The organism is Anaerobiospirillum sp. NML120449 (genome assembly GCF_023051105.1).
Taxonomy (GTDB): Bacteria; Pseudomonadota; Gammaproteobacteria; order Enterobacterales; family Succinivibrionaceae; genus Anaerobiospirillum.
Genome location: NZ_JALKIL010000006.1, coordinates 61017 through 76072, shown reverse-complemented (window position 1 = coordinate 76072; position 15056 = coordinate 61017). Strand labels below are relative to the sequence as shown.

The window sequence follows — 15056 nt, the reverse complement described above, 5'->3', positions numbered from 1 at the left end:
CGAGCTCAACTACATACACAGGTCCAGTACAGGCCCGTGGGAGGAGCAGGTCAGGTCATACCTGAGAGGCCCGTTTGGCCTGTATGGCGCTTATTTTTTTCAGTTGATCTTATTGTTGCAAAACCATCACATAAGCCAGGCGGTCAGCCCTGCACTGGATAACACCGCAGTATTGCAAAATCATAGCCCCGACAGCAGCCCCTGCCGTGCCTTACATCCTCAATAGCCCGCGCAAGGCACAGACTCGCAGTCACGACTCTATGCTCAAGCTTGCAGTGACGTTACATTGAGAAAGCCTCTAGAAACGTGGTTCGGAGTGCCCATGGATGAGCTCTGCTCAAAAGTGCAAAGGCACGTCGAATTGCGGCTCGGCGAGCCATGGATGTACTTTTTCAGGAAACTAAAAAGGCCCGTCGAAGTGCAGATCGGCGAGCCTTGGGATAAGTCTTTTCCTGAAATCTGAAAAGGGGCAAGTCAGGCGTCGGTTGTGATTACGGTCTGGCAGAGCGTTCTGCGCATTCCGGGACTTCCCGGTGTTTCCTGACCTGACTACGCTGTGTAACTGTTAATTGCTCTTAGTTCTTGAGCTGAAGAGTGTCACGGATGGTGAAGAAGATGTCGGTCTGGTCGGTAAGGCCTACTACACGCAGGGCACCTGGACCGTAGGCGGCTACACGCAGCTGAGCGCCAGTGTGGCCGGCATCATCGATGTCTTCAGAGTTGCCGTAAGAAATGGTCATTGGAGAGCCGTCAGCGGTCATAACGGCCTGAGTCCAGCCTGGGGCCTTGGTATCAGGGTAAACAATCTGAGTGGCGTGTGCGTGGTCAGCGGTTACGATAACCAGAGTGTTGCCATCCTTTTTGGCAAACTCCATGGCAACCTGAACAGCCTCATCAAGATCCATGGTCTCACCGAACTGGCCGCATGGGTTGGAAGCGTGAGCCTGCTTGTCGATAGATGCGCCTTCAACCTGCAGGAAGAAACCCTTCTCATTTACGGACAGCAGCTCAATAGCCTTCGAGGTCATCTGGGCCAGGGTAGGAACGTTGGCACCGCGCTCGGCATTAACCTCACACTGAACTACTGGCTTCTTGAGGTTGCCGTACTTGGAGGCCTGTGGACCCTTAAGACGGATTGGCATGTTGCCCTCGGCAAACAGACCAAGAACCGGGGTATCCTGGTTGGCAGCGGTAATGGAGTTGAGGCCATTGAGGTCAGATACGAGCTGGTAGCCGCGCTCCTGAGCCTGCTGGAATAAGGTCTTGCCCTTGTACTGACCGCCACGTGCTTTCTCCTTGAAGGTTGCGGCACCACCGCCCAGAACTACGTCAGGACGAAGAGCCAGCAGCTGCTCGGAGATGGAACCGGCACCGCCGTTTTCCAGAGCCTGAGCAGGGCACTTGGCAGCGGTAGCCTCAGGGCCGTAGCACTTACGGTGCTCAACGTGAGCAAGCATGGCTGCAGGGGTAGCATCCTGAATCTCGGCTGTCGATACGTCACCGGTAGCAAGGCCGTTGGCCTTGGCAAGCTCAAGCAGAGTCATGTGTGGCTTGCCGTAGGTGTCAACACCGATAGCGCCGTTATAGCTCTTTACACCGGAGGACCATGCAGTAGCTGAGGCTGCAGAGTCGGTTACATAATCAGGCTTGCTGCTGCCCTTATGCAGTGAGTAGTGGGTGTACTGACCGGTAAATGGCAGGGAATCGATACCCTCAAAGTAGCCACCTGCACCCTTGGCAAAGTTACGGGCAGCTGTGATTTCGCTGTCACCCATACCATCACCAATCAGAAGAATTACATTCTTGGCGTGCTCTTTTTTGGCCAGAGCCAGAACATTCTCGTACAGCTCAGTCTGGTTGTCCTGAATACGACGGGCGCCTGCAAACTGAGTGATATCACCTGCAGCCTGACGTACATACAGAGCAGAATCATCTACTGCAGCAGTCTGAGTGTTGGAGTTACAGGCAGAAATCACGCAGGCAGCTGCAGCAACGGCAACAGCTTTGGCCAGAGTTGAACGGTTGAGCTTCATAATTCAAATCCTTTAGTTGCACTAAATCGACCTTGACCTGACATTCAGCTCTGTCTTCATGCCAGGACCCTGCGCATCTGAACCGTCAGCTGCGGGAGGCAAAAGACAAACGCTGCTCTGTCAGTCAGCCCTGCACTTGACTTCCCTCAGGAGATGGGAAATAAGCCATGACTGCAAGGTCTGATGCAGGGACTCACGCCCTGCTTGAGGCCGCCCACACACATTCAGGAAGTGCGGCCCTCAGGTCATCGTTTTGTTGCAGGCATGATAAGCAGCCTCTGTTAAGCGCAAAGGACGTGATTGTAAAACTTCAGTTAAACTTTCAGGAAAATTGTTAAGCGGCACATGCATAATGTTATAGCTATAGGCCCTCAATACCCGCTATTTTATAAGGCACTCCAGATACCAGCGCCCTTAAAGGCCACCTGCTGTCACACAAAACAAATTGTTAAATCCAGGTAATTACACCATGGTCAGCTGACCTGCCTGACGAAGACCTTACCCTCATCCTCCGCCTGCCATCCCCTTCCCTGTTCCCGGCTTTGCTCCCTGTCCTTCCTAAATTCCCGAGCTCATCACCTCTGATAAGGACAGAAGCACGCACAGAAAAAGTCATCTGACGGAATTCCCCTGCAGCCATGCCAGGCGCTGCAGCTCAGCTCAGCCATGCCCGTAGCTGCTGCTCAGATATGCACGGCTCTGCAGCTCATCCCTGCAGCCATGCCAGTAGATGCCGCTCCGCCATGCTCGGATCTGCGGTTCAGCATTGCAGTCCTGCTCTGTTGCTCAGCCCTGCTGCCAGCAAAGCAGGCAGCCACTTGTAATGACCAGGCTATAATTGTCACTCATCTGAGCTGATATACGATTGAATCCCCTGCTGACAACCCAAAGTACAGACTCAGCACCATCAATCACGGAATGGACAGGTATGCCTCAGGCAAGGCAGGATGCCGCATATGAGATCACGGCCAGACACCAGCCGGGCATCATCCCCTGCTGTGCGCAGTACGGCTGCACCATGCTAAGCGCTGAAGTGCCGACAATGCCTCGCATAGCAACTCATAATGCTTAATGACATTTCATCATGTCGCATGACAGGCTGTGGCATGGCCGTACATGGCATTCATGTCCAGCTCCTGGCCCTGGCAAGCATGCCTTGCCTGGCCAGCATGCCGGGCAAGATGAGTAAGAAAACTTCAAGGAAAAGAGACAAAGGAGCAACCATGGCTGCCAAAAGAAAAACCCTGCCAAAGAACTTTCTTGAACTTCTTGATGCCGGTGACAATGCTCAGATTATGGAGGTGTACAGCAAGTGCGCCCTTAATGCCAGGTATGACAGCTCAAAATCATGCTCTACAGCCCTGCATGCCTATGCTCTTAATGAGGAACTTGCCCGCTGGCTTTGCGATCAGGGTCTTGATATCAATACCCCTGACTACTATGGACGCACTCCTCTTCACATTCATGCCGGCGCCGGAACTGCCATGGTGAGTGTACTTATAGAGCTGGGAGCTGATGTAAACAGAGCGGATAATTATGGAACAACTCCGCTGCACAGAGCTCTTGGCAATGGCAAGGCTGAGGCTGTCAGATTGCTGGTCGAGCACGGAGCTGATCTCAATGCCCTCAATGACAGAGGTCAAAGCCCTCTTGAAGAGGCCATGCTTTCCTGCAGCAATGTGGGCATAATCCCTCTTGCAGCCTCAGCAAAGCTGCTGACTTCAAAGGGAGTGCCTGTTACCCCTAAGATGAAGGAGAGTATTGAGCGTCTTGCCCAGAGCTTTGAGTTTTACCGTGATTCCTTTAATAAGGACATGCTGCCCAAGACAGATGAGGCTCTTGATGAGCTCTGTGCTCTTACTGGAACTGTCCGCCCACCAAGGATGCAAAAACACAACGGCAGGGATACTATCACTGTTGCTCAGGGCTCATGGCAGAAGCAGTACGAAGACCTCTGGAACTATCTGGTACCTGGTCATGGTTCAGCCGCTACTGCACAGGGAGAGGTGATACGTATCACCGGCAAGATACGCGACGAGCTGATGCGCAATGGAGGTGCCAACTGGAGCAGGCAGTGGCGCATGATGCTCAATACTTTGCCAGAGCTTATGTCCTCAGCAAACTCTCTAAGCAAGCAGCAGCTTGAAAGATTAAAGGCTGCCTCCTCAGCAATACATGCCCAGGGAGATGACGATGACGAGACTTTAGAGGAGCTTTGCCAGCTTGCTGTACAGTGGGTAGCACTTAACCCGGATCCCATCCCTCTTGACCCTCAGCCATACAAACTCTGACCAGTACAGCCCACGCAACCGCACAGCTGCCGCCACGGACACCGGCAAGCTGCTATCCCTGAATAACAGCACTTTCCAAAACCCGGCTGATTTTAAAGGCACAAACCTGCGGCTAACCTTGCTCTACAGTTTCCTGGGCACTTCCTGTGCTCGGTGCACTGCCTGCAGCCCCGGGAAAACGACTGACTTCATAATGGAGGCCTGTGCCACTGCTGTTTGAGGCAACAGGCAGCTGCAGCACCACGTGTGTGGCCCGAGGCCTGTGGCACCAGGCAGCTGCAGCACAGGATGCGTTTAGCACCAGCTGTGGCAACTGGTACGCATGGCGCAGGCTGTCAGCTCATGGTAGTGGCTGCACTCACTGTATACGGCTCAGAGGTGCCCGGGCATAGCAGATCCTCTTTTGAGTACATGTTTCATGGCTCTGCTCAGTCCATGCTCAGCCCCGTATAACCATAATGCACATGCTGATTTAACCTGAGATGAATGAACGCAGTTGTGAACAAAGTGAGCATGGGCCTTATTTCATCGGATATCTCAACGATCTGCCTTCATTGAATACCACAAGCAGAGTCGTGAGCACTGGCCTGGATCATGGAAAATTTTAAAGTCCGTTAATTTATTCCTTACTAAAGTGCTAAAACCAGGAACTTTAGACCCGACTTTGGTGACTAATACTCAAGCACCATCCCCTTTTGCCTGGAAATAGTGAAAGCTGCAACCGTGCATAGTCAGCTTATTAAAATCGTGCATGCCAGGCAGACTATCGACACATGATTCCTGAGAGGACAATTATGTACGACAATACCAGCTTAAGTCTTATGTGTGATGGCTTTGAGGCTCGTACCGTTGAGGATCTGAAAAGTCACTTCAGCATAAGATCAGTACTTGAGCACTACCGCAGCGGCCGTCTTGCCTCATGGCTTGAGGCTCATGACTGCACAAATGAGCTGGATAAGGTACAGTCACTTGATAACAGTGACGTGGTGAGCCTTGCTCAGGAACTGGGTAGAATTTTTGAAGTAACTGTTGATGAGCACAGTGCCCAAAGTGCAGCTGCCGCACTGTCAGATGACTCTGACTCAAATGTAAAGTCGTCCTCTCAGGACTCCAAGTCCAGCAGTGATGATGCCAGGTCTGTGTCCCCAGCCCCAGCCCCAAAAGACGGGGCATCAGCTTATGATGTTAACTCCATAAATTCCTATATCGTGGAATATGACAGTAAAATCGACAGCCTGCTAAAGTCCGGCTCTGATATGGAGACAGACAATCAGACAGTAAAAGAGCTGGCTGAACACTTCATGCCGCTGCTTAAAAAGGACTTTTACTCGGTCTTTCTGCGCCTGCTCGATCGCCGTCCTGTTACCCTTCTTTTACTGCTGTCCAATCCTGTAACCAGAACAGCATTTGTTCATGATGACAGGCAGTTTAACTGCAGACTGCGCTCAACAATGAACAATAACAGCTTTGACAGCATCATTTCACAGATGATTTACTCATCAAACCCTGACCTTGCCCCGTCCAGTCTTTTTGATCCTCAGAATGCCTGCTGCAGCCTGCTTGACTCATACATCAAGCAACAGGGCCAGCGCTCCTGTCTCAATGAGGTTTTTGAGGGCCATACTGTAGAGGCAGGTCCAGGACTTGGTAATTACAGTGACCTTGAAATTGAGCCTGCAGGCACACCATGCATGCTGCTGCATAACACCTGCAGCTTTGTTCGTGCCGCCACAGCTGACGTCTGGACCGACAACAAGGAATGGAAAGAAAATTCAGCCCGCTTCCCCGTGCTCAATGGACTTCACATCAAGAAAAAGAACAGCTACGAGAAGATAGTCTACGTCAGAGTTCCACGTACCATGTAGCTCATTGCTTCCCGTTTTTAGCAGCCAGCCCCCACTCAGTACGGACTCAGCCTGAGAACTCTGCCATGGGCCATCAGCCCCAATAAACGGATCCATACCAGGCAAAAATCAAAGATTAACGGACCTGCAGGCATACTGCCTGACAGGTCCGTTTGTCTTTCAAGGAGCAGCAAAAGCTATATTGAGCTTACTGACAGCTGTATACAGGTGCTACAGAGCCATCAAAAATGTGGTGCCCATATGAGCTTTCAGCTTCATAAGATTATGTTGCAGGCATCACAGCTGTCAGGAAAAACATAACACAACGCAAATGACATTTATGCTTTATAAAATACTTTGATTGGTATTATCCGTCAGCGCTGCAGTCGTTCTCTTTGTGAATCTGTAAAGTAATCTACTGTTTGTGTGACTCAAGAAAGGCTGCTGTTTCTGCTGCAAGTGGAATGGATGGTGCAGCGCCCGAACGGGTCACCGCAATAGCCGAAGCCGCACTGGCTGCAGTCAGGGATTCTGCAACAGTATGACCACAGCTTAAATATTTTATAAAGTATCCAAAGAAAGTATCACCTGCTGCGGTGGTATCCACGGCTTCTGCCTTAAACGCTGCACAGCATACCGGGCTGTCATCACCATTGCCATCAGCTGCCAGAGAGCCTGATGTGCCCAGAGTAAGGACAACCAGGGAATTTGGAAATCGGGCTCTGAGGGAGGCCATCATGTCATCAGTATTATCATCTGCCCCATGACCTGACAGGGCTGCGCCCTCGATTTCATTGACTATTATTACCCGGCACTTTTCCAGAGGAATCTGATCAATCTGAGGTCCAAGTGGCGAGACGTTAATGGCAACATTAACTCCTCGTGCTGCTGCCTGCTCAACGAAGAAGGCGACATCATTAGTCTCATTTTGCACAACTGCCCAGCTGCCTCTGGCACAGCCATCAAGAGCACTGACAATTTCATCACGACTGTGAGAATGGTTGGCGCCTGCATAAAGCATTATGCAGTTCTGTCCATTGAGGTCTACCTGAATAAAGGTATGACCACTGGCCATGTCCTCACGCACCTTGAGCAGGCTCAGATCAATGCTCTCATTTTTGAGGGTATCAACCAGAAGCTGTCCGTCCTGGCTGCCAACTGCGCCCAGAAAGCGCACCTGAGCTCCAGCACGGCGCAGAGCCACAGCCTGATTAAGACCTTTTCCGCCCGCATAAACATTTCTGTCAAGAGAATGCAAAGTCTCTCCTGGCTGCAGAAAATGAGGAACTCTGTAAACATAATCCACATTCAATGAGCCATAAACCAGAACTGGAGCATCTGTCTGAGAGCAGCGCAGATTCTGTGAATTATCTTTCATCTTACCTTTACTCCATAAAACCTGAAAACACAGCCCCACAGCCTCAGCCTCAGTAACTGCCATAGCCATAGCCACTGCCATGGACCCGGCCTTAGCCATAGCCTGCACAGATACTCTTACCCAATCTGCACAGTTAAATCACGCTCACCATACGACCAGGCATGAGCCCATTGTGGAAGTCAGCTGTATTGACAATTATAAGTTGCGACTGCACGCTCAGGCTTGCCCATTTTCACACTTTCAATATCACCGCCCTGCCAGAGACCAGCAATTGCCATGGGCCTGGACTTCAGGAGACTGGCAATTGCCATGGGCGTGGACTTCCGGAGACTGGCAATTGCCAGGGGCCTGGACTTCCTGAGACTGGCAATTGCCATTGGGGCTGACTACCGGAAAACATCATGGTCTGCATACCTGCCGCTGACCTGTATTGACCAGGGATGCTTGAGGCCTGTGTATGGCATTAATTAAGGGAATGGTCGTGTCACGGTCTTACAAGCTTTGTTACTGACATTACTTTGACTGACACAAATGCAGGAATTGCATGCTGATTTGCTATCATTAGGAAAATTCTTCCCTAAACCTTTTTGTTACCTACAAGGAAGCACTATGTCCTCAGCTCAGACTGAAGCAAATGGCATCCCAGCTAAAAACAGCGCCTGCAGCATCTTTTTTGAATACCAGAACGTGGTCATACCTGATCTTTATAAGGCCCCGTCTGGCAGAGCCGCTGCCGGCTCACCGCCAAAGCCAGACTGGGCACTCAGACTTAAAACCCTTAAGAGTGAACATCCGGGCACTGCACTGTTTGATATGGTCGATCCAGACGTTATCAAGTGTCTGAAGTCCAATTATCACAGCACCCTGCTGGGCATGATTGACGTCACCCATGAGAGCATCAAAGAAAAGGTTGAGGCCTTTAACAATCTCTGCCTGGAGGACGAAAGCCTTGGAGCTGCCAGCTGTCAGCATGCAGGTCAAATGCTCAAGGAAGATCTCAGCAACTGCAAGAAAGAGGCAGATGAGGTTAAGCTGCTGGCAAAAATCCAGACGAAGACTGCAGGTGCAATAGCCTCATATGCCAACTGGATCTTTTTATACGGCATCAGGGAAATAGGCCGCCGGGGACTTCTCAACAGTCTTGAACTGTGCCCTTGCACAATTGCAGCTATCAGAACCTCTGGAGTAATACCATCAAGTCTATGGAAGGAAAAGGCCAGGGAAGAGGATGGCAAGGAAATGATTATGGACGACATTATGAGTCTCTTTGAGAGGCTTAACAGTCAAAACCAGGGCTCAATTAAAGCCGATGAACCTCTGGTCCTTATGCTTGCCCCAAAATCACTGGAACTGGCTCAGATATGCATGGATGAGATAAAGGAGGCATTCCCGGCTCTCACCATTATTGAAATACCTGAACTTGCCAAAGCCCAAAGCGGCGATCCTAACCTTATTATGCTGCTGCCACAAAGAGCCAATGGAGACACCCTTTTTGTCAGCGACACTCCATCTTTCAATGTCTCAGCCTTTCTTGAAACTGATGAGCCTGATGATATTCCCAAGTATGTCTGGGAAATTACCGGATGCTCTCCATCACTGTGTATGATAAATCCTGCACTGATAGCCCGCATGTGCAATATCTGACGCCCCCTGTCACACCAGCTGCCATACTGATTGTGGAGCATAGGCCGCCTGTCAGGTGAAGGGGCCACTGTGAGCTGCACTCACAGGAGGCTGTCACAGGGCAGCCTCTGTGGCTTCAGCTTCGTCATCAGGTCTTGCTTTCAGGGGAAAGCTCCCTGACAAAGAGTAGTACTCATGCAAATCATATCCCGCATCAAAAAAGCATCTGAAACTTTTAAAGGAAAGAAGGCTGCAGACAAAAATGCAGGCAAGGATGAAGCTGCAGTTGCTTCATCAGAGGCGGCTGCATCTGCTGCCTGCTGTGCCGCTGCGGCTTCCTCTACAGGTGCCGCTACGGGTGCTGGCGCAGCTGCCGCTACCGGTACTGGCACAGCTGCAGCTACTGCCGGTACTGCCGACCCAGAAGCCAGTACGGGCAACAGCCGACATGCAGGATCTTTTGATATTGTTGATCTGAATATCACCTCGGTGAGCTCGCGCTACTGTGATGACTCGGAGGCTACCGCACGCTCCCTCTTTGATGATGACGGCACCTTTCTCTTTGACAACTCATATGTTGAGGTGCCACCAGAGCAATACGACCAGATTATTTCCAGCCTTAAAGAAAAGATTAAGCTGGGCAAGGTCAAAACCTCATCTGGTAAAACCATCAAAAACCCAGATACTATTCTGCAGAATATTAAGAAAGGCGGACTGAGCTACAAGCAGGTTAGGAATATTGCCCGTGCTGGAAATATTGACTCGCTGAAATTTGATATCAAAACAAATGCCGTCAGCTGCAGCTGCTCACTGGGCGTTTCATTTGCCATAGGCATGGCCTTATCCATATGGGGCGGACAGAACATCAGGCAGGCCTTTGTTACCAATCTGCGCAGCTCTCTTAATTCCTCCCTTTCCTCTATGCTCATTTCCGTAGCAACTGCTCAGGTGCTGCGCACCTCAGTTTCTGCTGTAGGCGCCGGAGCCACTACCAGTGTAGTGGGCAATCTTTATGGCAGCAGCGTAGGACACAGAGTCATAGACAGTCTGGCCTCATACTCGGCCGGTAGCGCACTGAGCAGCGCCGGAGCTGTAGCTCAGGTATCTTCGCTGCTCAGAACCAATGTCATTTCAGGTGCTGTTACAGCTGCAATACTGACTGCCCCTGACTTCTACAGGGCCATTTTTGCCAAATCAATTTCCTGGCAACAGCTGACTAAAAACATAGCCCTGAACATAGCCAGTATTGCCGGAGGAACCGGTGGCTGGCTGGTTTGCGCCGCAATCGGGGCCTCAGCAGGCTCGGTAATTCCAGGAGCAGGTACTGCTGTGGGTGGACTGGTGGGAGGCATAGCAGGCGCATTTGCAGGCAGCACTGTGGCCACCAGACTTGCCCGCAAGGGGCTTGATAAAATCAGGCCTGATGACGCTCAGCTCATGATTGATATCTGCCAGAAAGCTGCAGTCAAACTGTGCGTAGACTACATGCTCTCTGAAGATGAAGCCGCACTGCTCATTGAGGCCATGCAAAAGCAAATCAACAGAAAGTGGCTGATGTCTCTTTATGCATCAGGAAGCAATGACGATGAACGCCTGCACTGGTGCTACAGCGACCTTGAGCAGCATGCTTTCGATATTGCCTGCAAGCGCCAGCATCTGACCACTCCGGACAACGATGAGATTGCAGAGCTGACCGCCGATCTCTACCGCAACCTCAACGCGCTGCCTATGCATCTGGCTACACCAGAGCCACAACAGTAACGTCTGCGAACAGCCATAACAGCTGCGAAAAGCTATTGGAAAACCTTACAGACGCGACAGTAATTATGATCGCGCCGGGGCCATTACACTATCATTCAAGTGATATCTATTTTTCCCGTAAGCATCTTTCTCGTAAGCACAAATTCACATTTGTAATTCGCATCTATTACCGGCGATTTTTTCGCCTGTATTTAACCTTATAGCTGCTTAAACATATGTCTATCAATGAAGCCGTGCTCTGTCGTTAACAGTGGTAACGGTTACAGAGCAGGCAACACACACACGGTCCTGCCTGAATTATTTAGTTGTTAGTACAAGCACGAAGGACTGAAAAATGGCTGTATATGTAAATACCAATGTGAGCTCTCTTAACGGACGCCGCTATCTCAATAATGTACAGGGACAGCTGACTACCACCTACCAGCGCCTCTCTTCAGGTCTGAGAATTAATTCCGCCAAGGACGATGCAGCCGGCCTTCAGATCTCCTCTCGTTTAACCACCCAGATTAATGGCCTGAATCAGGGTAACCGTAATGCTTCCGATGGTATTGCCTTTGCTCAGACTGTTGAAGGCGCCATGGATGAAATGACCGGCATGCTCCAGAAGATTCGTACTCTGGCTGTTCAGGCTGGAAACGGCACCAATACTGCTGAAGACCGCAAGGCTCTGCAGAAAGAAGCCACAGCACTTGCCCAGGAAATTACTCGTATTGCTCAGCAGACCAAGTTTGGCGGCGGCCAGATTCTCGATGGCGCAGCTGGCTTACTTACCAAGGGTGGCAATGGTGGTGCTAATAACTCTATCGGCAAACTGACACTTCAGGTAGGCGCCAATAAAGGTGATACCATCAGCTTTGAAGTCAATGCCATGAAGTTCTCACAAATTGGTTTGAATGGTCCAGGTGATGCAGAGCTCAAGAAGTTCTGGTCAAAGAACACTGGTATAGTTTTTACCAAGGCTGAGAATATCGGCAGCGCCATTGCTGGTTTAGACAAGATGATCGCCCAGGTAGACTCTGCCCGTGCAGGACTAGGTGCAATCCAGAACCGACTTGAGAGCTCAATCCGTAACCAGGCCAACGTTTCCGCCAACCAGGCTGACGCCCGTAGCCGCATTCGTGACGCAGACTTCGCCGAAGAGTCTGCAAACCTCAGCCAGCAGTCCATTATTCAGCAGGCAGCTACTTCAATGCTGATGCAGGCTAACACCCGTCCTCAGCTGGGTCTGTCCCTCTTAGGCTAACTGACAATACAAAACCGGGTCGCACCGTTCATCTGCGACCCTATAAAGGCCCACAACCCTCACGGTTGCGGGCCTTTTTGATTGTGGGTGCATAGCCGCAGCTGGAAAAGGAATGCTGGCTCATTCCTGCGCACGCATTTGGACAGGCATATATGACAAGACGCTCACTAAAACACTTTATAGCTTTACCAGGCCGTGTTCATTAGCTGGCCTGATGTTTTTTCATAATCTCTTCAGCTCATGGGCGAATCTTACGTTCATAGTTGAAACGTTTGCATTGCCTGCCATAGTCGATCCAGTAATAATACAGCCGAAATTTACTGCTAACGTCTTTAAGGGCAGTCGATAGTATCGAAACATGCAAAAACCCAAAATCGTGAACTTTGCATCGATATGAACCTATTGCTGTATCCATGAAATACACAGTTTATTAATAATATTTATCACTTTCATTTTTCAGAAAGGTGACAAGATACAGATTTTTTGTATATAGCCTTTATTAAATGAGCTTACAGCCCTAAAAAAGCCCGAGCAAACGCTGTAAAGAAAATTTAGAATAAACCGATTAGATATACAGCTCCGCATCATGAAGAATTGCATACTATGCTGTCATAAAACTATCTGCGGACGCTGAAAACAAACACCAGCTTGTTATCTCGCCCTGTCCTTGTACCAGATGCATGCTGAGTATCGGCTTGACGGGAAATACCTGCCCCCTGCCTCTACTTATGTTTCCAGGATTGATGTTATGGCTAACAAATTCTTTTCTGCACCTGAGCTTCTCAAAGGTTTAACCGCTCTGGGATGTACCGCACTGCTTTCTCTGTCTTTCAATACTCAGGCTGCCGAGAGCTTCAAGGGTCAGAAAGCTGCTATTGAGCAGTGCGAGGCCGGCAAGGTTGAATCATGTAATTACCTTGCCCAGTACTACCTGGATAACAAGAACTATGCTGAGGCAGCCAAATATCTTTCCCGTATCTGCTATTCTGATTCCCCTGATGCCCTCAGGACCTGCGCTGCTCTGACCACCATGCTCACTGACAGCAATTTTGGCATCAACGACTACGCCTCCGGCATTAAGATTGGCGACTATCTGTGCTCCAAGAACGATCCTTACGGCTGTCTGCTGCTGTCCAACGCTTTCTTTATCGGCAATCACGTTGAACAGGACCTGGTACGTGCCAGCAAGTATGCACAGCGTGCCTGCGACCTCAAGGATCCTGTAGGCTGCCGTCAGCTGGCTGTAATCACTTTCTCTGAGGCTTATGTACTCAAGGACGTCAAGGTAGCCCAGCTTTCATTCAAGTATCACAAGGACGCCTGCGACCTTGGCAACCAGGACTCATGCGCTGACTACGCTGAATTTGATGACAAGATGGATCAGTTCCAGCGTTATGTGCAGGCTGAATCCGCCAAGCAGGGCGTACCACAGCAGTAACACAAACTGAATTTATCTTAAGGGAGCCCAAAAGCTCCCTGGTTCACAGGGCAAAGAAAAAGGACAGCTTCCCATTATGGACGCTGTCCTTTTTCTTTTGTAAAGTTTCATTTGCCAGTTCCACCCTCAACCATCATCCTGCCACCTTACATCACCTCACCTCATCTCATCTCATCCTGCCTCACCCTGCCAGACTACGCTTAACAACCTTATCCCAGCCATTCATCAACTGCTTACGATTATACTGTATAAAACATTTTATGATGAGATAGCTTCAAGGGCACGAGGCAAAACAGCCAGTTACATATATCAAATTCTGTAAAGCATGTTGCCAATAATCAGCCAGAGCGTACTCAGTCTATGCTTAGGCAGTCTGGTTATAAGTATGAGTACTCATTGTAATTTGCCATAGCAAGGTTGCAGGCAAGTGCACTGGCATTTTCATGGTCATTGCCACTGTCATTGCAATGGTCATTGCCACGGTCATTGCTACGGGCATTGCCACGGGCATTGGAATGGTAATTGGCAGACTCATTTGGATGAGTGCAGGCTTATTGAAACCCTGCGCTTGTGATTACAGTTTGTTGAGGAACTCCCTGTCTTTGAGAGTGTTGCAGGCATCATGCAGCACTTTTACGAAGTCATACATGACAGGAGCAGATGACGGCTGGCGCTGCAGCTGTGAGCACAGATCTACATAAAAGGCCTTCTGGCGGGCATTGAGATCACGCTCGGCACTGTAGGAAAACCACAACAGAATATGCACAGGCGCATAAAGCAGCACCATAACCATGATGATAAGCGAGGTAATGGCCAGATACAGGTGCATATAGCCTGACTGAGGATGGGCAAGGAGCAGATAAAGCCCCTGCCAGCCGCCACAGGTGTAGTAAATCCAGAAAAGAATCAGGGCAACGGCTGGAGGAATAACCATTTTGGCCACACCAAATACAGCTTTAACTCTGGCCTCCATAAAGACAGCCTTTAACACAGGCTCTTCCGGCCAGAGATCCATATAGGCAGCACCCTGCTTAACCCGGGCAAAAAGCGACATTCAGATCAACCTCTTACAATAGCGGGCACCTTAGCCCGCAATATGCTCAAAAACAGGCGCTTATTATATCAGCCGAGCCAGGCCAGGGCACACTCAGCTGTGCCAGACCTGCAATGCTACGGTTCAGCCCAGCCTTTTCCCATCCTGCCCTGCACTTCATCCCACACAGCCACAGGCCTGTAGCGCCGATACATACAGGCTCTCCATGGCTATGCCTGGTGGTCCAGTAATAAGACTTCATGACGGTCTATATCGCATAGGCTGGACTTTACCAGCAGTCACTGCAGTTACACGCTACAGTGCACTCTGCAGCTGTAACTGGAGACATCAGCGCCGCATCCTGCATAGCCGTACTGGGGAACCAGCTGAAAGGTTTGAGCCTTTGCTCAGC

The 15056-nt window shown here is 50.2% G+C and carries 9 protein-coding genes; 6 read left to right on the top strand and 3 right to left on the bottom strand.

The genetic code is table 11. The annotated features are described in order from the left end of the window. Window positions 1-575 precede the first annotated feature (575 nt). Window positions 576-2033, bottom strand: a complete 1458-nt coding sequence (phoA, locus tag MXE41_RS03070) for an alkaline phosphatase (protein ID WP_246978989.1) — start codon at window positions 2031-2033, stop codon at window positions 576-578. A gap of 1181 nt (window positions 2034-3214) precedes the next feature. Here phoA and MXE41_RS03065 point away from each other — a divergent pair. Both MXE41_RS03065 and MXE41_RS03060 read left to right on the top strand, forming a co-directional pair. Further along, on the top strand, window positions 3215-4324 hold the full coding sequence (locus tag MXE41_RS03065) for an ankyrin repeat domain-containing protein (protein ID WP_247099323.1): 1110 nt from the start codon (window positions 3215-3217) through the stop codon (window positions 4322-4324). 794 nt (window positions 4325-5118) lie between these two features. After that, a complete protein-coding gene (locus MXE41_RS03060; protein WP_247099322.1) occupies window positions 5119-6189 on the top strand; it encodes a hypothetical protein in 1071 nt (356 codons plus the stop codon). Window positions 6190-6583: 394 nt separating this feature from the next. Here the strand turns inward: MXE41_RS03060 and MXE41_RS03055 are convergent, their stop codons facing one another. Beyond that, window positions 6584-7546: a ribokinase gene (locus tag MXE41_RS03055; protein ID WP_247099321.1), complete on the bottom strand. Its 963-nt coding sequence runs from the start codon at window positions 7544-7546 to the stop codon at window positions 6584-6586. Window positions 7547-8155: 609 nt separating this feature from the next. On the opposite strand from MXE41_RS03055, the gene MXE41_RS03050 reads away from it, so the two are divergent. The 4 genes from MXE41_RS03050 to MXE41_RS03035 all read left to right on the top strand — a co-directional run bounded on the left by MXE41_RS03050 (window position 8156) and on the right by MXE41_RS03035 (window position 13611). Beyond that, complete coding sequence (locus MXE41_RS03050) at window positions 8156-9190, top strand: hypothetical protein (RefSeq protein WP_247099320.1); 1035 nt, start codon at window positions 8156-8158, stop codon at window positions 9188-9190. Between the two features lie 174 nt (window positions 9191-9364). Further along, window positions 9365-10930, top strand: coding sequence for a hypothetical protein (locus MXE41_RS03045; RefSeq protein WP_247099319.1), 1566 nt, complete (start codon window positions 9365-9367; stop codon window positions 10928-10930). Window positions 10931-11264: 334 nt separating this feature from the next. After that, window positions 11265-12173 carry a flagellin gene (locus MXE41_RS03040; RefSeq protein WP_246978915.1) on the top strand — a complete coding sequence of 303 codons (909 nt, stop codon included), beginning with the start codon at window positions 11265-11267 and terminating at the stop codon, window positions 12171-12173. Window positions 12174-12921: 748 nt separating this feature from the next. Continuing rightward, complete coding sequence (locus MXE41_RS03035) at window positions 12922-13611, top strand: hypothetical protein (protein ID WP_247099318.1); 690 nt, start codon at window positions 12922-12924, stop codon at window positions 13609-13611. A gap of 574 nt (window positions 13612-14185) precedes the next feature. Here the strand turns inward: MXE41_RS03035 and MXE41_RS03030 are convergent. Then, window positions 14186-14665 carry a DUF412 family protein gene (locus tag MXE41_RS03030; protein ID WP_246978912.1) on the bottom strand — a complete coding sequence of 160 codons (480 nt, stop codon included), beginning with the start codon at window positions 14663-14665 and terminating at the stop codon, window positions 14186-14188. Between the last annotated feature and the right edge of the window lie 391 nt (window positions 14666-15056).

Bases quoted from the DNA above. Each gene is read 5' to 3' on its own strand.
- MXE41_RS03045 (WP_247099319.1), top strand. From the start codon at position 9,365: ATGCAAATCATATCCCGCATCAAAAAAGCATCTGAAACTTTTAAAGGA.
- phoA (WP_246978989.1), bottom strand. From the start codon at position 2,033: ATGAAGCTCAACCGTTCAACTCTGGCCAAAGCTGTTGCCGTTGCTGCA.
- MXE41_RS03040 (WP_246978915.1), top strand. From the start codon at position 11,265: ATGGCTGTATATGTAAATACCAATGTGAGCTCTCTTAACGGACGCCGC.
- MXE41_RS03065 (WP_247099323.1), top strand. From the start codon at position 3,215: ATGAGTAAGAAAACTTCAAGGAAAAGAGACAAAGGAGCAACCATGGCT.
- MXE41_RS03060 (WP_247099322.1), top strand. From the start codon at position 5,119: ATGTACGACAATACCAGCTTAAGTCTTATGTGTGATGGCTTTGAGGCT.
- MXE41_RS03055 (WP_247099321.1), bottom strand. From the start codon at position 7,546: ATGAAAGATAATTCACAGAATCTGCGCTGCTCTCAGACAGATGCTCCA.
- MXE41_RS03050 (WP_247099320.1), top strand. From the start codon at position 8,156: ATGTCCTCAGCTCAGACTGAAGCAAATGGCATCCCAGCTAAAAACAGC.
- MXE41_RS03035 (WP_247099318.1), top strand. From the start codon at position 12,922: ATGGCTAACAAATTCTTTTCTGCACCTGAGCTTCTCAAAGGTTTAACC.
- MXE41_RS03030 (WP_246978912.1), bottom strand. From the start codon at position 14,665: ATGTCGCTTTTTGCCCGGGTTAAGCAGGGTGCTGCCTATATGGATCTC.